Raw genomic sequence first — 22,767 nt, forward strand, 5'->3', positions numbered from 1 at the left:
CGAGAGGCGTGCGTCCGATCGTCGCAGCGCCGCGGACTAACGGGTCGAGTCGCGCCTGAGGCCGATCGCCCACCGCAGGGCCTGCCGGGCGCGACGGCGGTCGCCGCACGCGTCGTAGGCCAGCCCGAGCCGGAACCACGCCCGCCAGTCGTCGGGAGCGGCTTCGACTGCCTCTTTGTAGGCGGGGAACGCCGCGTCCGCCGCCTCTCGCTCGTAGCGTCCGGAGGCGCGGCGCGGCAGGTCGTCGACCGGCAGTTCGCCCTCGGCCACGAGTTGGCGGACGATCTCTTGCGTGCGCAGGCCGAAGCGGAGTTCGACGACCAGGGCGAACAGGCCCAGCAGCGGCAGGACGAGCAGGGCGACGCCGAGCGCGATGGCCACCGGCTCGCCGGTCGACACGAACAGCACGGCGCGTTGGCCCACCAGCACGACGTAGAGCAGCAGGAGCAGCGCCATCACCAGCGCGGCGGTACGCCCCTTCACGAGTCGAGCGGCAGGACGGCGTCGAGCCCCACGACGACCCCGGAGACCCCCGGCGCGGCCGCGATGGCCACGCGGAGGCCCTGCTCGTAGGCGTGCTGCGAGAGCGTGTCGTGGGTCAGGGTGAGGGTCTCGCCCTCGCCGCCGAAGACGACCTCCTGTCGGGCGACCACGCCCCGGAGGCGCAGGCTGTGGACGGGGACGCTCGCGACCTGCTGACCCCTGGCCCGCTGGTCGGCGTGCGGTGCGGAGACGGGACCGAGGTCGCGCCGCGCCTCGGCGATCAGCTCGGCGGTGCGGACGGCGGTGCCCGAGGGCGAGTCGACCTTGCCCTGGTGGTGCGCCTCCACGATCTCGACGGATTCGTAGAAGCGTGCCGCGAGGGTCGCGAACCGCGTCGCGAGCAGCGATCCGATCGAGAAGTTCGGCACGACGAGGACCCCGGGACCTGCGGCGTCGGCCACGACCGTCGAGAGTCTCGCCAGCCTCTCGGCGTTGTAGCCCGAGGTGCCGACGAGCACGGGGATGCCCGCTCGGACGACGTGCTCGACGATGCCCGGGCTGACCGCGGGATGCGTGACGTCGACGACGAGGTCCGCACCGAGGACGTCGTCGAGGTCGTCGCGCGACGACAGGCCGGCGTGGACCTCGAGCCCCGGGGTGCGCTCGACGAGGTCGACGATGAACGAGCCGAGGGTGCCGGTGGCTCCCACCACGGCGATGCGCGAAGTCATGCGGTCCAACCTACCGGGGCCGACCGACGGGGGACGCTGCCTCGACCTAGCATGGTGGGCATGCCCCGGTTCCGAGAGACGAGCGTCTCCACCCCCGATGCCGCCGCCCTCCTGACCGAGTACTTCACCGAGCGCGAGACCACGTTCCCCTCGGCCCAGGGCACCTACACGACCACGTTGCCCGACGCCTCGGCCTTCGTCCCGCCGGCGGGCGTGTTCGTCGTCGTCGACCCGGACGTCGGCGAGCGGCAGGCGGACCACGAGCCCGAGCCGGTGGCCTGCGGGGGCATCCGCCTGATCGCCCCGTCGGCGACCGGTGCCGTCCGGTACGAGGTCAAGCACCTCTACGTGCGTCCCTCGGGCCGGGGTCTCGGCCTGGGCCGCGCGCTGCTCGTCGAGCTCGAACGCCGGGCGGCCGCGTTCGGGGCGGACGAGATCGTGCTCGACACCAACGACAGCCTGGCGGCGGCCGGCGGGCTGTACCGCAGCGCCGGGTACTCGACCGTCGAGCCCTACAACGCGAACCCGAACGCGACGACCTGGTACGGCAAGCCCGTCGAGCACCCGGGTGCGGTCGGCACGTCGGACGGCGCGGCCTGACGACCCACCCGACCGGGGCGGCCCCGGGTCAGAAGGGCTGTTCGACGGGGAGACCGGTGCGCAACTCGACCGGCAGGTGCCCGAGGTCGTTGTGGGTCACGAGCTCGGGCGGCTTCGCGGAACGGACCCGGATGATGGTCAAGCCGGCGTTCGCCTGGTTGACGCCCATCCACCGCCAGTCGGGGGCCCCGAAGACCTCTCGGACGAACCAGCCGATGACGAAGTTGTGCGTGATCAGCAGGTCGTGACGGTCTTCACGAGCGGGGGTCAACCACTCGGCCACCGCGTCGGCCATCTGCGCCTGACCGGCCTCGATCTGCTCGTCGGTGACGCCCCCGAAGAACGGCTTGTAGGACGACGGCATGTCGGAGGTCGGCCCGGAGGGCACGCAGTCGAACAGCAGGGTCGAGGGTTGCGACTCGAGGGCGGGCATGCGCTCGGTCATGATGGCGGCCGTCTCTTCCGCCCGTTCGAGCGGCGAGTGCCACGCCGCGTCGAAGGGGACGCCGCCGAGCCGTTCGGCGAGGAGGCGCACCTGGCGTTTGCCGCGTTCGCTCAAGGGGCCGTCGGGCAGGCCGTGTTCTGCGTCCTGCTGTTCGCCGTGCCGGACGAGGTAGAGGTAGTGGGACACCGTCGTCTCCTGGTTCATCGTGTGGTGACCCTCGACGTCGTCGTCGGAGCCGTGAACGTCGCCTCGTCGACCTCGCCGACCACGACCGTGGACAGCGGGCCCGCGAGGAGCCGGGTGGCCAACGACCGGACGTCGTCGGACGTGACCGCGTCGATGCGGTCGAGGGACGTGTCGAGGTCGACGAACTCGCCCGTCGAGATCTCGGCCCGTCCGAGGCGGTTCATGCGGGTGTCGCTGTCCTCGAGGGCGAGGGCCGCGGCGCCGCCCAGCTGGCCGAGGGCGCGCCGGCGCTCGTCGTCCGTGATGCCGTCGGCGGCGAGACCCTCGAGCTCGTCCAGCATCAGCCGGGCCACGTCGCCGGCGTTGGCCGGGGTGCACCCCGCGTAGAGACCGAAGAGGCCCGCGTCCGAGTAGCTGGGCGCGAACGAGTAGACCGAGTACGCGAGGCCCCGACGCTCGCGGATCTCCTGGAACAGACGGGACGACATGCCCCCGCCGAGCACCGAGTTCAGGACGGCGAGGGCGGGCCGACGGTCGTCGCCGACCGAGATGCCCGGGAGGCCGAGCAGCACCGTGGCCTGCTCGAGCGGACGACGGACGACCTGCACGGGTTCGCCCGCCACCAGGTCGACGGGCGCGTCGTCACGCCGCGGCACCGGCGACCCCGCGTCGGTGGGCCAGCCGGCCCGGTCGAGCGCGGCCGTGAGCCGGTCGAGGGCCCGGTCGTGGTCGACGGCACCGGCGATCGACACGACGAGGTCTCGGGGCCGGTAGTTCGCCCGGTAGTGCCGGTCGACGTCGTCACGCACCGCGGCCCGGATGCTCTCGGGTGATCCGCCGATCGGCCGCCCGAGCGGGTGGTCGCCGAAGACCGACTCGAACAGGCGCTCGCCGGCCATGTCGGCCGGGTCGTCGTCGGCCATGGCGAGCTCTTCGAGGATGACGCCGCGCTCGGTCTCGAACTCGACCGGGTCGAGCGTCGACGACGTCACCATGTCGGTGAGCACGTCGATGGCGTCGTCGAGGTCGACGTCCCGCACCCGCGCGTAGTAGCAGGTGTACTCCTTCGCGGTCGCGGCGTTGTGCTCGCCGCCCACCGACTCGAACGAGACGGCGATGTCGAGCGCGGACCTGGTGGGGGTGCCCTTGAACAGCAGGTGTTCGAGGAAGTGCGTCGACCCCCGGTCCGCCTCGGACTCGTCGCGCGAGCCGACGGCCACCCAGAGGCCGATGGTGGTGCTGCGGGCGCCCGGCATGCGTTCGCTGAGGACCCGGACGCCGGAGGGCAGCACGCTCCGCCTCACGAGCGCGTCGCCCGTGGCGCGGAAGGAGATCTCGACCTCGTCGAGGGGGAAGGAGACAGGGCCGTTCATCAGGTCGAGCCTAGGCGACCTCCCCTGCAGTCGGCCGTGTGCCGCTCGGAACGTCTGGCACCCGAACTGGGGTACGCTCGTGCGGACAAACGGACGACTCTGTTTGTCCCCATCGATGTTAGAGTGATGCCACCGACGACGACCCCACCCCCCTGATGGCCGTCGTCGGCGGCTGGTCGGACGTCGTCAGAAGGTCCGGAGCGCGCGTCCCCCACGCGGCTTCAAGCCGAGACGTCCCAAGGAGCCACGCTGTGACGGTCGATTCCCCCCCACCGGCCGTCCAGCGTCTCCCTGGCCGCCCCCGCGCCGACTCCCCCGTCCCCGGCGCCCGCGCGCGCGTCCTCACCACCGCCGGTCGACTGTTCTACGACGAGGGCGTGCGGGTCGTCGGCGTCGACCGGCTGATCGCCGAGTCCTCCGTGACCAAGGCCACGTTCTACAAGCACTTCGGTGCCAAGGACACCTTGGTCCTCGAGTACCTCGCAGGGCGACACGACGTCGAGGCCGCCGAACTCACCTCGCTGATCGAGGCCCACGGCGGCGGACGGGCCACCCTCGAGGCCTACCTCGACGCCGTCGTCGCGCGCCTCCAGACCGTGTCGTTCCGCGGCTCGGCCTTCGCGAACGCCGCGTCGGAGTTCAGCGATCCGACCCACCCGGTGCGTCTCGCCATCGCCGAACACCGCGAGTGGCTCACGTCCGAGATGGTCTCCCTCTTCAAGACCGCCGGGCACCCGATGCCGGGCGACGCGGCCGACGACCTCGTCCTGGCACTCGACGGAGCCCAGGTCGGCGCCTACGCCGGCGACGCCATCGCGGCCGCCGCCGCCCTCCGACGTTCCGCCCAGCGACTCCTCGAGGCGTAGACCTCGAGGCACCCACCTGGCAGACCGAGGCCCGCGAGGCACCTACCCGCGAGGACCCGGTCCGCCGGGCATCGCCCACACGCCTCGGTCGCGCCCGTCGGACCGCCGCGTACTGACGGTCGGCGATTCGATCAGGCCGAGGCCCGATCGAGGTCGAGGACCTGGTTGCGCGTCAGTTGGACCCTCGCGGCCTGCGCCAACTCGTAGACCTGCTTGGCGTTCGTGGCGCTCGCCACGGGTGCCACCACGTTCGGTTTGGCGAGGAGCCAGGCGAGGGCGATGGCCGCACTCGAGACCTCGTGCACCGAGGCGATGCGGTCGAGCTCGTGGACGACCTTGAGCCCACGCTTCGACAGGTACTTCGCCAGGACGCGTCGTCGTGGATTGTGGGCGAAGTCGGAACGCGAACGGTACTTTCCGGTGAGGAATCCGCTGGCGAGGGCGAATCGGGGCATGACGGCCAGCCGTTGCTGTGCGGCCACGTGCGCGAGGCCCTTCTCGTACTCGGAGCGATCGAGCAGGTTGTACTGGTTCTGCAGGGCGACCATGGGGGCGATGCCGAGCATGCCCGCGGCGATGCGCGCCTCGTAGAGCCGGTTGCCCGAGTGGTGCGACCCGCCGAACCAGCGGACCTTGCCGACCCGGATCAGGTGGTCGACGGCGAGCAGCGTGCGCTCGAAGGCCACCTCGGTGTCGTCGACGTGGAGGTACAAGAGATCGATGCGGTCGGTGCCGAGCCGTTCGAGGGAGGCGTCGACGGCACGCTCGATCGCCCGCGGGGTGAGCCCGGGGTTGTCGGCGCTCTTGCCGACCTTGGTCGAGACGACCATGTCGTCGCGGGAGCGACGCGAGCGCATCCACGACCCGATCATGATCTCGCTGCGGCCTCCGGCATAGGAGTCGGCCGTGTCGACGAAGTTGCCGCCGAGGTCGAAGTAGGCGTCGAGGACGGACGTCGTCGCGGTCTGGTCGGCGGTCCAGCCGAAGACGTTGCCCCCGAGCGCCAGGGGGAAGACCTTGAGGTCGGAGAGGCCGAGGCGCCGTCGGGGCTGGATGATGCCGAGGTCGACGGGCACGGTCGGCTGCGCGAGCGAGGCACTGGCCGCCCTGCTCGCGGCCAGGTCGGACACGGCCGACCGGGCGAGCTCAGCCGTCGTCTCGGTCACGCCGTCCCCTTCTCGTCGCGAACCCCCGATGCGACTCTGTGCAATCGCATGGGGTATGGTTCGCCCCTCGAGAACAAGAATACGACCACCCGCCCCGTTTCCGCCGTCGCCGCACGCAATCGTGATGTCGTGTCGCCGCCCCGATCCGGGGGACGCGACCCGCGCCTCCTCGTCGACGACGAGGGGCTCATCCCGTCCGCTCGTCTGACGTCGTCGGAGACTCAGGAGGACGACGAGGCGCAGCGCCCCACGGAGGCGCGGTGCGGCCGATCCCCTGAGTCGCCGACCCAGCCGACGGCGTCTGGACGGCGGGGTCGCAGTGGGGGCGGAACGACGGAGGGCCCGCCCCGACCGAGGTCGGGGCGGGCCCTTCGTGGCGTGCTGACTACGCGTCGACGGACTCGTCGGTCGACTCTTCGGTCGCTCCGCTCGAGTCGGTGTCGGCCTCGTCGGCCACGACCGGGGCGAGCGAGAGCTTGCCGCGGTCGTCGATCTTGGTGATCTCGACGAGGATCTTCTGGCCGACGCCGAGGACGTCCTCGACGTTCTCGACCCGCTTGCCACCGGCGAGCTTGCGGACCTCGCTGATGTGCAGCAGGCCGTCCTTGCCGGGGAGGAGCGAGACGAACGCACCGAACGACGCGATCTTGACGACGGTGCCGAGGAACTGCTCGCCGACCTCGGGGTTGGTCGGGTTGGCGATCGCGTTGACCTGGGCGCGGGCGGCCTCGGCCGACGGGCCGTCGACGGCACCGATGTAGACGGTGCCGTCTTCTTCGATGCTGATGTCGGCGCCGGTCTCGTCCTGGATCGCGTTGATCGTCTTGCCCTTGGGGCCGATCAGCTCACCGATCTTGTCCTGCGGGATCTGGACCGAGATCACGCGGGGCGCGGTCGGGGCCATCTCGTCGGGGGCGTCGATCGCCGAGTTGAGCACGCCGAGGATCGCGGTGCGAGCCTCTTTGGCCTGCTTCAGGGCGGCGTCGAGCACGGCGGTCGGCAGACCGTCGAGCTTGGTGTCGAGCTGGATCGCCGTGACGAACTCGCTCGTGCCCGCGACCTTGAAGTCCATGTCGCCCAGGGCGTCTTCGGCACCGAGGATGTCGGTCAGGGCCGCGTAGCGCGTCTGACCGTCGACCGTGTCGGAGACGAGGCCCATGGCGATGCCGGCGACGGGGGCCTTGAGGGGCACGCCGGCGTTCAGCAGCGACAGGGTCGAGGCGCAGACGGAACCCATCGAGGTCGAGCCGTTCGACCCGAGGGCCTCGGAGACCTGACGGATGGCGTAGGGGAACTCGTCGCGGCTGGGCAGCACCGGCACGAGGGCGCGCTCGGCCAGGAAGCCGTGCCCGATCTCGCGACGCTTCGGCGAACCGACGCGACCGGTCTCACCGGTCGAGTACGGCGGGAAGTTGTAGTGGTGCAGGTAGCGCTTCTTGGTGACCGGGCTCAGCGAGTCGATCTGCTGCTCCATCTTGAGCATGTTCAGCGTCGTGACGCCCATGATCTGGGTCTCACCGCGCTGGAAGATGGCGGAACCGTGGACGCGCGGGATGACCTGCACCTCGGCGTCGAGCGGGCGGATGTCGGCGAGGCCGCGACCGTCCATGCGGATCTGCTCGGTGAGGATGCGGTCGCGGACGACCTTCTTCGTCGCCGTCTTGTAGGCGGCGCCGACCTGGCCGAGGGCCGAGTCGGGCAGTTCGCCGGCCTCGACCTTGGCCGCGACGGCCTCTTTCACGCGGGACTTGAGGGCGTCGTCGGCGTCCTGGCGCTCGATCTTGCCGGCGATCTTGTAGACCTCGGCGAGCTCGGTGCCGGCCGCAGCGGTGACGGCCTCGAGCACCTCGTCGGTGTAGGGCAGGAAGACCGGGTAGTCGGCGATCTCTTTCGATGCCTGCGCGGCCATCGTGGCCTGGGCGTCGACGAGCTGCTTGAGGAAGGGCTTGGCGGCCTCGAGGCCCTGGGCCACGATCGCCTCGTCGGGCTTGGTGGCGCCGCCCTGGATGAGGCCCCAGGCGTGCTCGGTGGCCTCGGCCTCGACCATCATGATCGCGACGTCCTCGTTGCCGGCGGCGTCGGTGACGACACGGCCCGCGACGGTCAGGTCGAACACGGCGTCGGCCAGCTGGCTGGCCTTGGGGAACGCGACCCACTGGTCACCGATCAGCGCGAGGCGCACGCCGGCGATCGGGCCGGAGAAGGGCAGGCCCGAGATCTGGGTGGAGGCGCTGGCCGCGTTGATCGCGAGGGCGTCGTAGAACTCGTCGGGAGCGATGCTGAGCACCGTGATGACGACCTGGACCTCGTTGCGCAGGCCCTCGACGAACGAGGGACGCAGGGGCCGGTCGATCAGACGGCAGACCAGGATGGCCTCGGTCGAGGGGCGACCCTCGCGACGGAAGAACGAGCCGGGAATCTTGCCCGCGGCGTACGAGCGCTCTTCGACGTCGATGGTGAGCGGGAAGAAGTCGAAGTTGTCCTTCGGCTTCTTGCTGGCGCTCGTGGCCGACAAGAGCATGGTGTCTTCGTCGAGGTAGGCAGCGACGGCTCCCTGAGCCTGCTGGGCGAGACGACCGGTCTCGAATCGGATGGTGCGCTTGCCGAACTTGCCGTTGTCGAGGACGGCTTCGCCGAACTTGATCTCTGGACCCTCCATGTGGGGGCTACTCCTCTTTGTTTTGCATCGAGGCCCCGTGTGGGCATCGATGTGTACCGGGAGCGGGCGGCGTGGACGGCATGACGACATGCACGTGCAACAACGCGACGGAGGCGGTGGCACGTCTGGCCAACAGTAGAAACGGTCGGACCCCGCACCCGACCCGGACGCTCGGCGTCGGTCGGGGCATTCCGCCTGTCACCACCGGTGACCAGCAGCCGTACCGGCCTGCTCCGAGCGCGATCCTAGCACCCGCACCCTTCCGTCCGGGGGTGCGACCGGCGGGTGTCGCCCGGACGGGGAGGCGCGGTGCGGCGAGGACGGCGTTAGGGTCGTCCACATGCGTGCTCACGACAGGCCTGCCCGGGACCGTCGCGCGAGCCGCCTCGCGGTGGCGACCGGCGCCTCCTCGGCCCTCGTGCTGGCGATGCTCGTGGCACCGACCGCCGCGTCGGCGGCGGGGTACCCGACGTGGGCCCAGGTCGAGGCCGCGAAGGGCAACGCCGCGGCGACCGAGGCCCAGGTCGACCTCGTCGACGCGTCCCTCGACAGCCTCGAGAAGGCCGCGTCCGACCGTAGCGACGAGGCCGTGCTCGCCGACCAGGCGAACCTGACGGCGCAGGCCGAGCTGGCTGCGGCCTCGCAGCGGGCCGACGAGCTGGCCGCCGACGCCGAGCGCGCCAGGGCCACCGCCGACACCGCGAAGCAGGAGGCCGGCCAGCTCGCCGGCAGCCTGTTCCGCACCGGCGGCACCCAGAGCATGGGCACCGAGCTCTTCACCTCACCCGACCCCGGAGCCGCGCTCTACCAGCTCGGCTCGCTCACGCAGTTCGGCGACCGCTGGCAGACGGTGCTGGCCGACGCCACCACGGCGAGCAACACGGTGTCGTCGCTCAGCGACCAGGCGGCGGCCGCGACCGCCCGACGCGACGCCCTCGCCCGCGACGCCCAGGAGACGGCCGACCGGGCCTCGGCCGCGCAGGCGAGTGCCGACGCCGAGGTCGCCAGCGCGACGCAGCGATCGACCGACCTCTACGCCCAGCTCGCCGCGCTCAAGGGCTCCACGGCCGAACTCGAGCAGCAGTACCGGGCCGGGGTCGCGGCGGAACAGGCGTTCGCCGCCCAGCAGGCCGCGGCGAAGGCCCAGGCGGCGGCCGCTGCGAAGGCACCGGCGGGCACGTCCGGCGGGTCGGGCTCGTCGGGCGGCGGCGGATCGTCCGGGGGCGCGACTCCCGGGACGGGCGGCTCGGGCGGCTCGGGCGGTGCGGGCACGACTCCCCCGGCGGGCGCGGTCAACGACCCGGCCGGCGCGAAGGCCTACGCGGCGACCAAGGTCGGCACCGGTGCCGAGTACACCTGCCTCGTCCAGCTCTGGAACAAGGAGTCGGGCTGGCGCACGAACGCCAGCAACCCCTCGAGCGCTGCCTACGGCATCCCGCAGTCGCTGCCCGGCAACAAGATGGCCGCGTTCGGGCTCGACTGGCAGACGAACTACCGCACCCAGGTGGACTGGGGCATCTCGTACATCCGGAGCAGCTACGGCACGATGTGCTCCGCCTGGGCGCACTCGGTGGCGCACAACTGGTACTGAGGCGCTCCGGGCGACGAGCCGACGGGCCGCTCGGGTCGGCGGTGCGGTCGCGTGGCCACCCCGTCTCGACGAGAGAACGGCCCCCTCTGCATGCAGAGGGGGCCGTCGTCGAGACGTGCCGGAGCGCGAGGACTAGCGGCGCAGGCCCAGGCGGCCGATCAGCGTGCGGTAACGCTCGATGTCGACCTTCGACAGGTAGCCGAGCAGGCGACGGCGCTGGCCGACGAGCAGCAACAGGCCACGACGCGAGTGGTGGTCGTGCTTGTGCTCTTTGAGGTGCTCGGTCAGGTCGAGGATGCGCTGCGTCATCACGGCGATCTGGACCTCGGGGGATCCGGTGTCGCCGGGGTGGGTCGCGTATTCTTCGATGATCCGGGTCTTGACGTCAGGTGCGAGTGCCATGGAGGGATCCCCTTTCAGTTCGTTGCGCGGTGCTCGTCACCGGATGTGCGAGCTCTCTTTCTCCGCGGCCGTTCGGACGGCAACCTGAGGAGCCTACCAGACGGGCGACGCCGACCCCTGTCGAGGTCGGCTCCGACCGCGTCGCCGTCGGGGCAGGACGAGGCCGACGAACGCCGCGCCGATCGCGGCCCCGAGGGTGTTCATCACGAGGTCCTGGGGATCGGAGAAGCGCGTCGCCGACAGGTACGTCGCCTGGTACGTCTCGATGCCGACCGTCGCCGCGACGCCCACCAGGATGCCGACCCACCAGAACCGCCTGGGCAGCAGCAGCGCGGGGAACATGCCCATCGGCACGAACATCGCGACGTTCGCCGCCGCCTCGACGCGCGCGAAGGTGATCCACGAGGTCTCGTCGTGCCGGGCGAAGAGGTCGAGGGCGCGCCAGAGCAGGGCGCCCGTGTTCGCGTCGTAGACGCTCGGGCGCAGGGTCATCCACGCGACCCCGGCGAGGTAGACGAGGGTGAGCAGGAGGAGGACGGCGCGACGCATGCGTCCATGGTGCGGCACGGGTCCGTGGGAAGACGCCCGGAACGCCCGAAGATCGACCTGGAGGACGATCAGCCCCGGGGGCGGGGCGGACGAGCCGGGGAGGCGCGGTGTCCGACCGCGCGCACCGCGCCTCCTAGGCTCGTCGCGTGGACGCACTCACCGACCTCTGGGCCCGGATCAGCCAGCTCGCGGCTCCCCTGCCCGGCTCGTGGCTGCTCGCGAGCGTCGCCGCCGGCTTGCTGCTCGTGCTGCTGCCCGGCACCTGGCACACGGTGCGACACGCCGTGACCGTCGTCCACGAGGGCGGGCACGGGCTCGCGGCCGTGCTGACCGGACGGCGACTGACGGGCATCCGGCTGCACTCGGACACCTCGGGACTGACGGTGTCGAAGGGACCTCGCACGGGGCCTGGCATGATCATCACGCTGCTCGCCGGTTACACGGCTCCGGCGGTCGCGGCCCTGGGTGCGGCCTGGCTGCTGTCGGCGGGCTACGCGGCGGGTCTGCTCTGGGCGCTGTTGCTGCTCCTGGCGCTGATGCTCGTGCAGATCCGCAACTGGTTCGGGCTCTGGGTGGTGCTGCTCGGCGCCGCCCTCGTGGTCGTCGTGACGTTCTTCGCGTCGCCGACCTGGCAGGCCGTGTTCGGCCTCGTCGTGACGTCGGTGCTGGGGTTCGGGGCGCTGCGGGCGTCGCTCGAGCTGCAGCGCAGCCGGCGGCGGTCGCGCTCGACGGCCTCGGACGCCGACCAGCTCGCCGGGCTCACCCACGTGCCCGGCGTCGTCTGGGTCGGGGTGTTCGTGCTGGTGGCCCTCGCGTGCCTGCTGGGCGGTGCCGGGCTGCTCTTCCCCGGGGCGCTCGAGGCCGCCCGCTCGTTCGGCTGAGCCGTCCGGCGACCCGTCAGGCGGGGGCGGACGAGAGGGCATGCACGGGGACGTGGCCCTCGAGGCGGGCGCGGCCGTCGAGGCCGTCGAGCTCGAGCAGCACGGCGACGCCCGCGACGACGTAGCCGGCGCGTTCGAGGAGGGTGATCGTCGCCTCGACGGTGCCGCCGGTGGCCAGCACGTCGTCCACGACCAGGACGCTCGACCCCTGGGGGATCTGGTTCGGGCGCAGCTCGAGGGTGGCCTCGCCGTACTCGAGGGCGTAGCTCTCGCTGAGCACCTCGCCGGGCAGCTTGCCGGCCTTGCGCACCGTGAGCACGCCGACGCCCTGCTCGATGGCGATGGCGCCCGCGAGGGCGAAGCCCCGCGCCTCGATGCCGGCCACGGCGACGAATCCGCCGTCGAACGGCTCGGACAGGGCCGTGGTCACGGTGGCGAACGCGTCCGCGTCGGAGAACAGCGGGGTGACGTCGCGGAAGAGGATGCCGGGCTTCGGGAAGTCGGGGACGACGGCGATCTTGCTGTCGACGAACGAGGAGGCGTCGGTGACGGTCATGCCGACAACGGTAGTCGGGTCAACGTCGACAGCCGCCCCTCGGCGACGGATGCCGCGTCGTCGACGGGCGGCGTCCCGGGTCGCCGTCGGGCGACCGACCGGTACGTCACGATCGTGTGAACAGTCGGGACCGATGTCGGACCCTCGTGCGAGAGTGCAGCCATGACCCGGTTCATCGTCCCGCCGTACCTGCTCGCCCACCTCGCCGAGGCCGACTCGCCCCGCCTGCACCGAGCGCCGCAGGCCGCGCGCAACGGCCTGCTCGCGATGGAGGCCGTCGACCGCAACGCGACTCCCCCGGTGGTGCAGGGCGCGCTCGGTGGCGAGGCCGTGCTCGAGCGGACGATCTTCGACGCACAGGGCACCGAAGAGCTGCCCGGCGTGCGGGTGCGAGGTGAGGGCGAACCGGCCACCGACGACGTCGCGGCGACCGAGGCGTACGACGCCCTCGGTGCCACCTACGCCCTGTTCCGCGAGGTCTACGGGCGGTCGTCCATCGACGGGGCCGGGCTGCCGCTCGACGCAACGGTGCACTACGGGCAGGACTACGACAACGCCTTCTGGAACGGCGAGCGCATGGTGTTCGGCGACGGTGACGGCGAGGTCTTCGGGCGGTTCACGGCCTCCGTCAGCGTCATCGGGCACGAGCTCACCCACGGGGTCACGCAGTACACCGCCAACCTCACCTACCAGGGTCAGTCGGGTGCGCTGAACGAGTCGGTCAGCGACGTGTTCGGCGCGCTCGTCGAGCAGCACCTGTTCGGCCAGACCGTCGACCGCGCGACGTGGCTGATCGGCGAGGGGCTGTTCACCCCCGAGGTGCAGGGCGCCGCCCTCCGGTCGATGAAGGCCCCGGGCACGGCCTACGACGACGACGTCCTCGGCAAGGACCCCCAGCCCGCCCACCTCGACGACTACGTCGAGACGACCGACGACAACGGTGGGGTGCACCTCAACTCGGGCATCCCCAACCGGGCCTTCTACCTCGTGGCCGAGGCGCTCGGTGGCGAGGCGTGGGTGCGGGCCGGGCAGATCTGGTACGACACGCTGACCGGCGGCACGCTGTCGCCCGAGGCCACCTTCGCGCAGTTCGCGGCGGCGACCGTCGCCGCGGCCACGGCGCGGTACGGGGCTGGCTCCGACGAGGTCCGGGCGACGTCGGCCGGGTGGGAGGGCGTCGGGGTCGTCCCGGCCGCCTGACCCCACCGCGTGACCCCACCGCCTGGCGCCGCCCGCGTGACACCCCGCTGCCCCGGATGCCGCCGGGGTAGCATCACGCGCATGAAGGTCACCGTCTCGCGCTCCGGGGGTCTCGCCGGCCTCACCCGCAGCTGGTCGGTCGACGTCGACGCCGAGCCCGACACCGAGTCGTGGCTCGTGCTGATCGACCGGGTGCCCTGGTCGCAGGCCCCGCGGGCGGCTCAGTCGCCGCAGCCCGACCGCTTCGTCTGGGTGATCACGGCCGAGACCCGACCGACGCGCGAGGCCAAGCTGCCCGAACAACAGGTCACGGGCCCGTGGCGCGAGCTGGTCGACCGCGTCCGCACGACCTCCGACGCCGAGGCCGAGCGGTGAGCGAACGCACCCGACGCCCTCGGCGGCGGCCCTCGGGCGAGGTGGTGGCGGGGCTGCTAGCACTCGTCGTCCTCGTGGCGGGCGGGGTCGGCGTGGCCGTGGTGCAGCGCGACAACCCCCAGAACGTCCGCGGGGCAGCCACCGCGCCTCCGTGGGACCGCCCCGCCACCGACCAGCTCGAGGCGCGGGCGGCGGCCGCCGGCCTCGAGAACGTCTGGGGTCGGGATCTCGCGATGCACGTGCACACGCACCTCTCGATCACGGTCGACGGCCGGTCGGTCACGGTGCCGGGTGACATCGGTCACGACTCGGACGCGAAGTTCGCGGCAGAGATCCACACTCACGACACGAGCGGCATCGTCCACGTCGAGTCCCCCACCCGAGAGACGTTCGTGCTCGGCCAGCTCTTCACCGAATGGGACGTCGCCCTCGACGGCCGGGGCGTGGGGTCGCTCGGGCACGACGACGGTCTCGAACTGCACACCTTCGTCGGGGGCAGCCCCTACACCGCCGACCCGGCGGGCATCCCGCTGCGGGACTTCGAGCGGATCGACCTCGTCCTGGCACCGGTCGGCGAGACCGTCACCGCCCCGGCGGCCTTCGCCTGGCCACCCGACTACCGCTGAGTCGCCCGGGGCGAGGGCCGGCGGCGTCCGGCCTGCCGCCTCGCACCAGCGGCTCGAGCAGTCGCCGCACGACCGCGTCCCCGGCGTGGACCGGGTCCGGTCACGGCCGACCGAACGTGACCCGGCCTACGAGACGACCGTGAGTCGCTGGGTGGGCCGGGTCATCGCCACGTAGAGGCTGGCGTTGCCGCGCCGGGTCGCCTGACGGACTCGCTCCGGGTCGACCACGACGACCGAGTCGAACTCGAGGCCCTTCGACGTTGCCGGGCTGAGCACCGAGATCGGCTTCGTCAACGACGCCGACCCGGGTGCCACCAGCCCGACGAACTCGGTCGAGAGGGCCTCGACCAGGGCCGTCACGGCCTGCTCGGGTGCGATGACGGCCAGCGTGCCGTCGGAGTCGATCGCCCGGTCGGCTCGGACGGCCTCGACAGTGGCACGGACGAAGTCGTCCTTCGAGGAGGCGCCGGTCACCTCGCGCACCGGCCACTCGCTCGCCCGGACCGACCGGCTCGGGGTGACCTGCAGCCCGCTCGCCGTCGCGACGCCCTCGGCGTAGGCCACGATCTGCGCCGGCGTGCGGTAGTTGACGGTGAGTTCTTCGAGTCGCCAGGGTGCCGACGTGCCCTGCGCCGCGCCTCCGCGACGTCGACCGAGGAGCGCCTGGAGGGCGCGGTCCCACGACGACGCCGCAGCCGGGCTCGAGGCCTGGGCGATGTCGCCGACGACCGTGAACGACCGCAGGGGGCAGCGGCGGGACAGGAGGCGCCACTGCATCGGCGACAGTTCTTGCGCCTCGTCGACCACGACGTGGCCGAAGGCCCAGGTGCGGTCGCCCGAGGCGCGTTCGGCCGTCGTCATCGACGCGGCCCGTTCGGCGAACCCGCCGGCGATCTGCTCGGCGCTGACCATGCCCTCGACGCCCATGTTCTCGATGGCGCGCTCGGCGTTCTCGATGTCGCGCTTGCGCTGCGCCTTGCGGGCCAGGCGTTCGGGGTCGACACCGGTCTGGAACTCGCCGAGCAGCTCGGCGGCCTCGTCGAGCAGCGGCACGTCGGAGACCGTGAACCCCGCCCCGCGTTCGCGCCGCAGCAGGGCGCGCTGCTCGGGCGTCCAGCGCGGGGTGATCGAGGCGAGCCAGTTCGGCCGGGCGTAGAGGTCTTCGACGAGCTTCTCGGCGCTGAGCGGGAGCCAGGCCGTGTTGAGCAGCACGCGCACGTCGTACGACTGCCGGATGTCTTCTCGGAGGACGGCCTCGTCGGACTCGTCGACCGTCGTCCCGTGCTCGCGCATCTGGTCGACCAGCTGACGCGTCAGGGCCGAGAGGGCCGCCTTGTTGAAGGTGACCCTGGCCACGTTGTGGGGCTTGCCGCGCTCTTGGGCCTTGCGCATGGCCTCGCCGACGAGCTCGGGCCGGACGACGAGCCGCTCGCCGTTGACGTCGATCGTCGTCGGCTCGCTCGGGCGGATCTGCCGCGACCGGACGGCGCGACGCATCAGCTCGGCCATCTCGGCCGAGCCCTTGAGCGCGGCGACCTCCGGCGCGTCGTCGGTCTGGGCCTCGACGCCGGGGTAGAGCCCGCCGAGGCTCGACAGCACGACGCCGCTCTCGCCGAGCGACGGCAGCACCTGTTCGATGTAGCGCAGGAACGACCGCGACGGCCCGACGACGAGGACCCCCGACCCCTTGAGCCGGTCGCGGTGCGAGTAGAGCAGGTAGGCGGCCCGGTGCAGGGCCACCGCCGTCTTGCCCGTGCCGGGACCGCCCTGGACGACGAGCACGCCGTCGAGCTGCGACCGGATGATGCGGTCTTGTTCGCCCTGGATGGTGGCGACGATGTCGGTCATGCGGCCGGTGCGCTGGGCCGTCAGGGCCGCCATGAGCGCGCCCTCGCCCTGCAGCTGGACGTCGTCGCGGTCGAGCAGGTCGGGGTCGAACACCTCGTCCTCGAGGCGGGTGACGGTGCGTCCCTCGAGCGTCAGGTGTCGCCGGGCCCTCGCCCCCATGGGCGTGGCCGCGGTCGCCTGGTAGAAGGCGCTGGCGCCGGGGACGCGCCAGTCGAGCAGGATCGGGTGGTGAGCCTCGTCGCGCAGGCCGATGCGGCCGATGTAGCGGTAGCGGCCCCCCTCGCCCGGTTCGGCGGGACGGTCGACGTCGCCGGTCTGACCGAGCAGGTCGGGCGTCTCGAGCTCGAGCCGCCCGAAGGCCAGCCGCTCGTCGACCGAACCGAGCTGGACGATGGTGTCTTCGTAGAGGCGCGCGTAGGCGTCACGCTCGCTGCGGCTCTGGTGGTTGCCGCCCACGGTCTCGCGGCGCGTGCGCTCGAGCCGGACGCGGGCGTCGGCCTTCAGCTCGTCGAGGCGCTCGTACAGGGTGCCCACGTAGGCGCGTTCGCGGTCGATCTCGGATGACAACAGGTGTTCGTACCCTTCGGGAAAAGTCGGCACGCCAGTCTAGCTTCCGGCCAGCGACAGCGGGCCCCGTCCGAGGTGCCGGGACGCAGGAGGCGCGCCCGTCCTCGGGGGGACGGGCGCGCCTCCAGGGGGTCGCGTCGGCGAGCCGGTCAGAACTCCTCGTGGGTCAGCGGGTCGCCGTCCCACAGGCGGCCGCGCTCGAGGCCGCTGAGCGACTCGACCTCGTCCGGCGTGAGCTCGAAGTCGAACACGTCGAGGTTCTCTCGCTGGCGGCCGGGGTCGGCCGACTTCGGCACGGGGACGGCCCCGAGCTGGACGTGCCAGCGGAGGACGACCTGCGTGGGAGTCTTGCCGTGGGCCCGCGCGATCTCGGTGACCCGCGCCTCCTGGAGCAGTTCGCTCTGCTTGGCGAGCGGGCTCCAGCTCTCGGTGACGATGCCCATGCTCTCGTGCACGGCACGCAGCTCGGCCTGCGGGAAGTACGGGTGCAGCTCGACCTGGTTGACGGCGGGCACCACGCCCGTCTCGTCGGCGACGCGCTGCAGGTGCTCGGCCGTGAAGTTCGAGACGCCGACCGAACCCACGAGACCGTCTTCTAGCAGGCGGACGAACGCCTTGAAGGTGTCGACGAACTTGTCGATGCGAGGCAACGGCCAGTGGATCAGGTAGAGGTCGACGAAGTCGAGCCCGAGGTTCGCCCGACTCTCGTCGAAGCTCGCCAGCGTCTCGTCGTAGCCGTGGTGCCGACCGGGCAGCTTCGTCGTGACGACGAGGTCGTCGCGGGGCACGTCGCTCTGGCGGACCGCCGCCCCGACGGCCGCCTCGTTGCCGTAGTTCAGCGCCGTGTCGAGCAGACGGTAGCCCGACGAGATCGCCTGGACGACCTGCGTCGTGCCCTCGTCGCCGTTCAGCCCGTAGGTGCCGAGTCCGAGTTGCGGCAGCGTGCGGCCGTCGTTGAGGCCGACCGACGGGGCGACCGTCATCAGCTGACGCCGAGCAGGTCGATGACGAAGATCAGGGTCTTGCCCGAGAGCGGGTGCCCGCCACCGGCGGGGCCGTAGGCCAGGTGCGGCGGCACGACGAGTTCACGGCGTCCGCCGACCTTCATGCCGGGGATGCCCTCCTGCCACCCGCGGACGAGCGCCTGCAGCGGGAAGTTGACGGATTCGCCGCGGCTCCACGACGAATCGAACTCTTCGCCGGAGTCGTACTCGACGCCGAGGTAGTGGACGTCGACGGTCGAGCTCGACCGCGCCTCGTCACCGTCGCCGACGGTCACGTCGGTGATCGTCAACTCGGTGGGGGCGGGGCCGGTCGGGGCGTCGATCTCGGGCTTGGTCTGGGGGTCGTGGGTCATGCCGACCATCCAACCACCGACGCGGCGAGGGGGCGGGTCGGCTGCTCGCGTCCTCCCTGCGAGGCTCGAGGAGCCGACCCGACGTCCGCACCGAGACCGAATCATCGATGCGAACACATGGACGCTACTCCGACCACCCGGGGACGCCAAATCGGCCGACGGCGGTGCACGGTGCCCGCGACGCCCCCCGGGTCCGCGGAATGCTGCACGATCGGCAAGAATGGCAGCTTGACCGCCACCCCGCCCCCGCCCCCCTCGTCGCCACGCCCCGTCGCGCCCGTCCGCCGCCCCCTCGTCGTCGACGTGACGCCGCTCCGCACGAGCCCCGCCTTCGCCCGGCTCTTCGCGGGCAGCGCCATCAGCGGCATCGGCACCCAGCTCACGCTCGTGGCCGTCGGCCTCGAGATCTTCGAGATCACCCGCTCGACCTTCGCGGTCGCCCTGGTCGGCGTCGTCTCGCTCGTGCCAATGATCCTCGCGGGGCTCTACGGCGGCATGCTCGCCGACGCGTTCGACCGACGCAAGGTCGCCCTCGTGGCCGCGGTGTTCGCCTGGCTGTCGACCGCGGCCATCGCGCTGCACGCCTACCTCGGCCTGCACGAGGTGTGGCTGCTGTACCTGCTCACGACGGTGAACGCCGTCGCGGGCACGATGATCGCGACCTCCCGCGCCTCGATCGTGCCGCGCCTCCTGCCCCGAGAACTGCTGCCGGCCGCCTCGGCCCTCGGCGGCATCAGCATGGGGCTCATGCTGACCGTCGGGCCGGCCCTGGCCGGCGTCCTGGTCGCGAGCGTGGGGTTCCCGCTGACCTACACCGTCGACGTCGTGCTGTTCTCGACGGCGTTCCTCGGCATCGTCACGCTGCCGCCGATCCGGCCGGAGGGCGAGACCCAGCGCCCCGGCCTCGAGTCGTTGCGCTTCGGCCTGGCCTTCTTGAAGCGGTCGCCCAACATCCGCACGACCTTCGTGATGGACGTCGTGGCGATGACCTTCGGCATGCCCCGGGTGCTCTACCCGGTGGTCGGCACCCTCGTGATCGGAGGAGGCGCGGTGACGGTCGGCGTGCTCTCCGCCTCGTTCGCGGTGGGAGCCCTGCTCAGCAGCGTCTTCTCGGGACGCCTCGGCCACGTGCGCCGGCAGGGCGTCGCCGTGCGGTGGGCCATCACCGCGTACGGCCTGTGCATCGCGGCCTTCGGCGTCGTGCTGCTCGTCACGCCGGCGCACGGGGGCAGCGTCACGGCCGGGCTCGACCAGGCGAACCTGGTGGCCCTCGGCGGGGCGGCCGTCGCCCTCGCCGGGGCGGGCGCGAGCGACAACGTCAGTTCGATCTTCCGCTCGACCATCTTGCAGTCGGCCGCGCCCGACGCCATGCGAGGGCGCCTGCAGGGCATCTTCATCGTCGTGGTGACCGGCGGCCCGCGGGTGGGCGACCTGTTCGTCGGCCTGGTCGCGGGCATCGCCGTCTTCTGGCCGCCCCTGCTCGGCGGACTGCTCGTCGTGGCACTCGTCGCGCTCGTCGCGCGGCTCACGCCCGCGTTCGGCCGCTACGACGCCGAGGCGCCGACGCCCTGAGTCGCGGTGCGGGTCACCAGCCGGGCCCGGACTGCGGGGACCCCGGGTGCGGCGGCACCTGCGGCGGCCAGCCCGGGTGCTGCGGGTAGCCGACGAAGGCCGCGGGCGGTGCCTGCAATGCCAGGCGGCTCGCGGACAGGGCGTCGAGCAGTTCGGCCTCGTCACGCTGCACCGCCGCGTCGAGGGCACGTCGCCCTTTGACCAGTCGCTGGCGGGTGAAGGCCAGCCTCGTCGCGTTCGAGATGAAGACCGTCATCGCGGGTCGGATGCCCCGGGACGCCGCCCACGACCTCGCCCGGCGTCGACCGGCGCTGGACGACAGCATGCCGACCTCGTCGGCGCTGAACCAGCCCACGGCCGCGTACTCGGCGAGCCGGTCGTGCGTCACGCGCCGCTCGTTGCGCCGGAGGAACACCACGAGCAGCACCATGGCCACGAAGATCGGCACCTGCACCAGCAGGTAGTAGGCGAAGAAGCCGTCACCCACCACGAAGAGCGCGCCGTTCCAGAGCGCGTGCAGCCCCGCCGCGGGCACGAGGCCGACGAAGAACCAGCCGATCGCGCCGTACGGGCCGGTCCGTCGCGCGGCGAGGCCGAGGGCGAAGCCCGTGCAGGCGGTGTACATGACGTGGGCGAAGGGCGACATGAGGGCCCGCACGAAGAAGACGTACGCCAGGCCCTGGCTGCCGGTCGCGAGGTCCTCGCCGACCTGCAGGGCGAAGTACTGGATGTTCTCGACGAAGGCGAAGCCCGCGGCGACGGTCGCCGCGTACACGATGCCGTCGACCGGGCCGTCGAAGTGGCGTCGGAAGATCCACAGCACGAGCAGGACGCCGAACCCCTTCGCCCCCTCCTCGACCAGCGGTGCCTGGACGACCGCCCCGAGCACGTCCTCGAGTCCGCTCGACCGGACGCCGAGGGCCGCCCGCGCCGTCGTCAGGGCGACGTCCACGATCAGGGCCGTGCCGACGGCCACGGCGGCACCCCACAGGAAGGCGAAGAGCAGCGCCACGCGGGGCTCGGGCTCCCACCGGTCGACGAGCCAGATGCCGACCAGCACGATCGCCAGGGGGACGAAGGCGAGCAGGCTGCCCGCGAGCAGTACCGCGGGCTGGACGAAGATCAGGAAGTACAGGCCCACGGCCACGGCGAACGTGCCGATCACGGTGAAGCCCACGGCGAGCGCGACGGCGCTGGCGACCCGCCGCCTGGGGGCGGGCTGCACGAACACGGGTTGCACCGGGTACCAGACCGGTTCGGGGTTCGCGGCCGGGCCGAGCACCGGACGGGCCAGGCCGGTCGACTGACCGGCCGCGGTGCCGGCGGGGACGACGTAGGGCGTCAGGGGGCGTCCGTACGCGTCGTGCCCGACGCCCCGGGACTCGGACGAGCTCATGCCCCGACCCTACGGGCTGGGCCCGGGGTCGGCGCGGGCAGCCGGGGCAGGCCTGGCGGCCCGGGCCGGGCTGGCAGCCGGGGCCGGGCTGGCAGCCGGGGCCGGGCTGGCAGCCGGGGCCGGGCTGGCAGCCGGGGCCGGGCGCACCGGCGCGCCCGGCCCGGTAATCTCGCAGGATGCCCACGACGCGTTCCCTTCCCGAGGACCCGTCGCTGTTCCGCTACGTGGTGATGCGGGTCTGGCACGACTTCCTGCGGCACCGCACGATCGACGCCGCGGGGTCGCTCACCTTCTTCTCGATGCTCGCCCTGGTGCCGGGCGCCCTGGCCCTCGTCTCGGGCGTCGCCCTCTTCGTCGACGACGGTGACGCCGTGGACGAGATCCTCGCGGTGGCCCGGTACGTCCTGACCCCCGACGCGATCGAGACGCTGCGCTGGCCGCTCGAGCAGATGCTGAGCCTCTCGAACCCCGGCGTCGCCTTCGGCATCGGCCTCTGGCTCACCCTGTGGTCGCTGTCGGCCTACACGACGGCCTTCGGGCGAGCGATGAACACGGCCTACGAGGTCGAGGAGGGTCGCCGCATCTGGAAGTTCCGCGGCCACATGATGATCGTCACCGTGGTGCTGATGGTGTCGTTCGCCGCGATCGCGGTGATCCTGCTCGTGACGCCCACCCTCAGCGACGCCGTCGCCGCCCGGTTCGGCATCGGCCGCCCGTGGACCGACCTCTACAACGTGGGCAAGTGGCCGGTGCTCGTCGCCCTGGCCGTGCTCTCGGTCGCGATGCTCTACTTCTTCACCCCCAACGTGCGACCGCCCCGCCTGCGCTGGGTGTCGTACGGTGCCATGGTCGCCCTCGGCGGGTGGGCGATCGCGACCCTGGGCTTCGCGGTCTACGTGGCGACGGTCTCGAACTACGACCGGTTCTACGGCTGGGTCGGCGGCGTCGTGGTCGTGCTGCTCTACGCGTACATCAGCAACTTCGTCCTCGTCATCGGGGGCGAACTCGACAGCGAGATCCTCCGCCTGCGCCAGCTGCGCCGCGGGGTGCAGGCGGAAGAGGTCATCCCCCTCCCGTTGCGCGACACGGCCCGCAACCACATCCTCGCCCGCAACCTGGCCTGGGACGTCCGGGTCGGCCGGCGCATCCGCGAACGGGCGCTGCGCGAGAACGGGGGCGTGCTCGAGCCCGACGACCTCCGGCTCGTGCACCTGCGGGCCGACCGCGACCGACCGGCCGACGAACGGCCGTCGGCGGCCGGTCGGGTCGACCAGGTCGATCCCACGAGCCACGCCCCCTCGACGTCGTAGCCGGGCACGACGGCACCGCCCGTGCGTG

General features: G+C 72.1%; 22 protein-coding genes. 9 read left to right on the forward strand and 13 right to left on the reverse strand.

Annotation, left to right across the window (positions count from 1 at the left end; translation table 11 throughout):
* Positions 1 to 36: 36 nt before the first annotated feature.
* Positions 37 to 483, reverse strand: coding sequence for a tetratricopeptide repeat protein (locus AC3CCI_RS01535; RefSeq protein WP_488627893.1), 447 nt, complete (start codon positions 481 to 483; stop codon positions 37 to 39).
* Positions 480 to 1,214, reverse strand: a complete 735-nt coding sequence (gene dapB, locus AC3CCI_RS01540; protein WP_488627894.1) for a 4-hydroxy-tetrahydrodipicolinate reductase — start codon at positions 1,212 to 1,214, stop codon at positions 480 to 482. The genes AC3CCI_RS01535 and dapB overlap by 4 nt, the downstream gene beginning before the upstream one ends.
* Positions 1,215 to 1,274: 60 nt before the next feature.
* Here dapB and AC3CCI_RS01545 point away from each other — a divergent pair, with 60 nt between their 5' ends.
* Entirely contained in the window at positions 1,275 to 1,814 is a 540-nt protein-coding gene (locus AC3CCI_RS01545) for a GNAT family N-acetyltransferase (protein WP_354595580.1), read from the forward strand.
* Positions 1,815 to 1,842: 28 nt separating this feature from the next.
* Here the strand turns inward: AC3CCI_RS01545 and AC3CCI_RS01550 are convergent, their stop codons facing one another.
* Both AC3CCI_RS01550 and AC3CCI_RS01555 read right to left on the reverse strand, forming a co-directional pair.
* On the reverse strand, positions 1,843 to 2,445 hold the full coding sequence (locus AC3CCI_RS01550) for a histidine phosphatase family protein (RefSeq protein ID WP_054147267.1): 603 nt from the start codon (positions 2,443 to 2,445) through the stop codon (positions 1,843 to 1,845).
* A 14-nt stretch (positions 2,446 to 2,459) separates the two neighbouring features.
* Positions 2,460 to 3,818 carry a M16 family metallopeptidase gene (locus tag AC3CCI_RS01555; protein WP_488627895.1) on the reverse strand — a complete coding sequence of 453 codons (1,359 nt, stop codon included), beginning with the start codon at positions 3,816 to 3,818 and terminating at the stop codon, positions 2,460 to 2,462.
* Positions 3,819 to 4,069: 251 nt separating this feature from the next.
* Between AC3CCI_RS01555 and AC3CCI_RS01560 the strand changes: the two genes are divergently transcribed.
* Positions 4,070 to 4,684: a TetR/AcrR family transcriptional regulator gene (locus tag AC3CCI_RS01560; RefSeq protein WP_354595582.1), complete on the forward strand. Its 615-nt coding sequence runs from the start codon at positions 4,070 to 4,072 to the stop codon at positions 4,682 to 4,684.
* Between the two features lie 131 nt (positions 4,685 to 4,815).
* Here the strand turns inward: AC3CCI_RS01560 and AC3CCI_RS01565 are convergent, their stop codons facing one another.
* Both AC3CCI_RS01565 and AC3CCI_RS01570 read right to left on the reverse strand, forming a co-directional pair.
* On the reverse strand, positions 4,816 to 5,850 hold the full coding sequence (locus AC3CCI_RS01565; protein ID WP_488627896.1) for an aldo/keto reductase: 1,035 nt from the start codon (positions 5,848 to 5,850) through the stop codon (positions 4,816 to 4,818).
* A gap of 385 nt (positions 5,851 to 6,235) precedes the next feature.
* Entirely contained in the window at positions 6,236 to 8,509 is a 2,274-nt protein-coding gene (locus tag AC3CCI_RS01570) for a polyribonucleotide nucleotidyltransferase (protein WP_354595584.1), read from the reverse strand.
* A 340-nt stretch (positions 8,510 to 8,849) separates the two neighbouring features.
* Between AC3CCI_RS01570 and AC3CCI_RS01575 the strand changes: the two genes are divergently transcribed.
* Positions 8,850 to 10,100: an aggregation-promoting factor C-terminal-like domain-containing protein gene (locus AC3CCI_RS01575; RefSeq protein WP_488627897.1), complete on the forward strand. Its 1,251-nt coding sequence runs from the start codon at positions 8,850 to 8,852 to the stop codon at positions 10,098 to 10,100.
* 132 nt (positions 10,101 to 10,232) lie between these two features.
* Here the strand turns inward: AC3CCI_RS01575 and rpsO are convergent, their stop codons facing one another.
* Together rpsO and AC3CCI_RS01585 are read right to left on the reverse strand one after the other, a co-directional pair.
* Positions 10,233 to 10,502 (reverse strand): 30S ribosomal protein S15, encoded by a 270-nt coding sequence (gene rpsO / locus AC3CCI_RS01580; RefSeq protein ID WP_056262814.1) that lies wholly within the window; start codon positions 10,500 to 10,502, stop codon positions 10,233 to 10,235.
* Positions 10,503 to 10,595: 93 nt separating this feature from the next.
* Complete coding sequence (locus AC3CCI_RS01585; protein WP_488627898.1) at positions 10,596 to 11,051, reverse strand: VanZ family protein; 456 nt, start codon at positions 11,049 to 11,051, stop codon at positions 10,596 to 10,598.
* A gap of 146 nt (positions 11,052 to 11,197) precedes the next feature.
* Here AC3CCI_RS01585 and AC3CCI_RS01590 point away from each other — a divergent pair, with 146 nt between their 5' ends.
* Entirely contained in the window at positions 11,198 to 11,932 is a 735-nt protein-coding gene (locus AC3CCI_RS01590) for a M50 family metallopeptidase (protein ID WP_354595587.1), read from the forward strand.
* A 16-nt stretch (positions 11,933 to 11,948) separates the two neighbouring features.
* Here the strand turns inward: AC3CCI_RS01590 and AC3CCI_RS01595 are convergent, their stop codons facing one another.
* Positions 11,949 to 12,488: an adenine phosphoribosyltransferase gene (locus AC3CCI_RS01595; protein WP_354595588.1), complete on the reverse strand. Its 540-nt coding sequence runs from the start codon at positions 12,486 to 12,488 to the stop codon at positions 11,949 to 11,951.
* Positions 12,489 to 12,650: 162 nt separating this feature from the next.
* On the opposite strand from AC3CCI_RS01595, the gene AC3CCI_RS01600 reads away from it, so the two are divergent.
* The 3 genes from AC3CCI_RS01600 (at position 12,651) to AC3CCI_RS01610 (ending at position 14,689) form a co-directional block, all read left to right on the forward strand.
* Positions 12,651 to 13,688, forward strand: a complete 1,038-nt coding sequence (locus tag AC3CCI_RS01600; RefSeq protein WP_488627899.1) for a M4 family metallopeptidase — start codon at positions 12,651 to 12,653, stop codon at positions 13,686 to 13,688.
* 81 nt (positions 13,689 to 13,769) lie between these two features.
* Complete coding sequence (locus AC3CCI_RS01605; protein WP_488627900.1) at positions 13,770 to 14,063, forward strand: protealysin inhibitor emfourin; 294 nt, start codon at positions 13,770 to 13,772, stop codon at positions 14,061 to 14,063.
* Positions 14,060 to 14,689 (forward strand): hypothetical protein, encoded by a 630-nt coding sequence (locus AC3CCI_RS01610; RefSeq protein ID WP_488627901.1) that lies wholly within the window; start codon positions 14,060 to 14,062, stop codon positions 14,687 to 14,689. The genes AC3CCI_RS01605 and AC3CCI_RS01610 overlap by 4 nt, the downstream gene beginning before the upstream one ends.
* 126 nt (positions 14,690 to 14,815) lie before the next feature.
* On the opposite strand, the gene AC3CCI_RS01615 is transcribed toward AC3CCI_RS01610, so the two are convergent.
* The 3 genes from AC3CCI_RS01615 to AC3CCI_RS01625 all read right to left on the reverse strand — a co-directional run bounded on the left by AC3CCI_RS01615 (position 14,816) and on the right by AC3CCI_RS01625 (position 18,461).
* Entirely contained in the window at positions 14,816 to 17,137 is a 2,322-nt protein-coding gene (locus AC3CCI_RS01615) for a HelD family protein (protein WP_354595591.1), read from the reverse strand.
* A 116-nt stretch (positions 17,138 to 17,253) separates the two neighbouring features.
* Entirely contained in the window at positions 17,254 to 18,087 is an 834-nt protein-coding gene (locus AC3CCI_RS01620; protein ID WP_488627902.1) for an aldo/keto reductase, read from the reverse strand.
* The gene (locus AC3CCI_RS01625; RefSeq protein WP_354593322.1) at positions 18,087 to 18,461 is read right to left on the reverse strand and encodes an FKBP-type peptidyl-prolyl cis-trans isomerase; all 375 of its coding nucleotides are present in this window, start codon (positions 18,459 to 18,461) and stop codon (positions 18,087 to 18,089) included. Before AC3CCI_RS01625 ends, AC3CCI_RS01620 begins: the two co-directional genes overlap by 1 nt.
* 228 nt (positions 18,462 to 18,689) lie before the next feature.
* Between AC3CCI_RS01625 and AC3CCI_RS01630 the strand changes: the two genes are divergently transcribed.
* The gene (locus AC3CCI_RS01630; RefSeq protein WP_354593323.1) at positions 18,690 to 20,033 is read left to right on the forward strand and encodes an MFS transporter; all 1,344 of its coding nucleotides are present in this window, start codon (positions 18,690 to 18,692) and stop codon (positions 20,031 to 20,033) included.
* Between the two features lie 13 nt (positions 20,034 to 20,046).
* Here the strand turns inward: AC3CCI_RS01630 and AC3CCI_RS01635 are convergent, their stop codons facing one another.
* Entirely contained in the window at positions 20,047 to 21,429 is a 1,383-nt protein-coding gene (locus AC3CCI_RS01635; RefSeq protein ID WP_488627903.1) for a PrsW family intramembrane metalloprotease, read from the reverse strand.
* A 176-nt stretch (positions 21,430 to 21,605) separates the two neighbouring features.
* Between AC3CCI_RS01635 and AC3CCI_RS01640 the strand changes: the two genes are divergently transcribed.
* Positions 21,606 to 22,739, forward strand: coding sequence for a YihY/virulence factor BrkB family protein (locus tag AC3CCI_RS01640; RefSeq protein ID WP_488627904.1), 1,134 nt, complete (start codon positions 21,606 to 21,608; stop codon positions 22,737 to 22,739).
* Positions 22,740 to 22,767 lie beyond the last annotated feature (28 nt).

Source organism: Frigoribacterium sp. CF331 (assembly GCF_057787905.1).

Coding starts and splice junctions, on each gene's coding strand:
- dapB (WP_488627894.1), bottom strand. CDS start 1,214: ATGACTTCGCGCATCGCCGTGGTGGGAGCCACCGGCACCCTCGGCTCG.
- AC3CCI_RS01545 (WP_354595580.1), top strand. CDS start 1,275: ATGCCCCGGTTCCGAGAGACGAGCGTCTCCACCCCCGATGCCGCCGCC.
- AC3CCI_RS01555 (WP_488627895.1), bottom strand. CDS start 3,818: ATGAACGGCCCTGTCTCCTTCCCCCTCGACGAGGTCGAGATCTCCTTC.
- AC3CCI_RS01570 (WP_354595584.1), bottom strand. CDS start 8,509: ATGGAGGGTCCAGAGATCAAGTTCGGCGAAGCCGTCCTCGACAACGGC.
- AC3CCI_RS01575 (WP_488627897.1), top strand. CDS start 8,850: ATGCGTGCTCACGACAGGCCTGCCCGGGACCGTCGCGCGAGCCGCCTC.
- rpsO (WP_056262814.1), bottom strand. CDS start 10,502: ATGGCACTCGCACCTGACGTCAAGACCCGGATCATCGAAGAATACGCG.
- AC3CCI_RS01585 (WP_488627898.1), bottom strand. CDS start 11,051: ATGCGTCGCGCCGTCCTCCTCCTGCTCACCCTCGTCTACCTCGCCGGG.
- AC3CCI_RS01595 (WP_354595588.1), bottom strand. CDS start 12,488: ATGACCGTCACCGACGCCTCCTCGTTCGTCGACAGCAAGATCGCCGTC.
- AC3CCI_RS01600 (WP_488627899.1), top strand. CDS start 12,651: ATGACCCGGTTCATCGTCCCGCCGTACCTGCTCGCCCACCTCGCCGAG.
- AC3CCI_RS01605 (WP_488627900.1), top strand. CDS start 13,770: ATGAAGGTCACCGTCTCGCGCTCCGGGGGTCTCGCCGGCCTCACCCGC.
- AC3CCI_RS01620 (WP_488627902.1), bottom strand. CDS start 18,087: ATGACGGTCGCCCCGTCGGTCGGCCTCAACGACGGCCGCACGCTGCCG.
- AC3CCI_RS01625 (WP_354593322.1), bottom strand. CDS start 18,461: ATGACCCACGACCCCCAGACCAAGCCCGAGATCGACGCCCCGACCGGC.
- AC3CCI_RS01635 (WP_488627903.1), bottom strand. CDS start 21,429: ATGAGCTCGTCCGAGTCCCGGGGCGTCGGGCACGACGCGTACGGACGC.
- AC3CCI_RS01640 (WP_488627904.1), top strand. CDS start 21,606: ATGCCCACGACGCGTTCCCTTCCCGAGGACCCGTCGCTGTTCCGCTAC.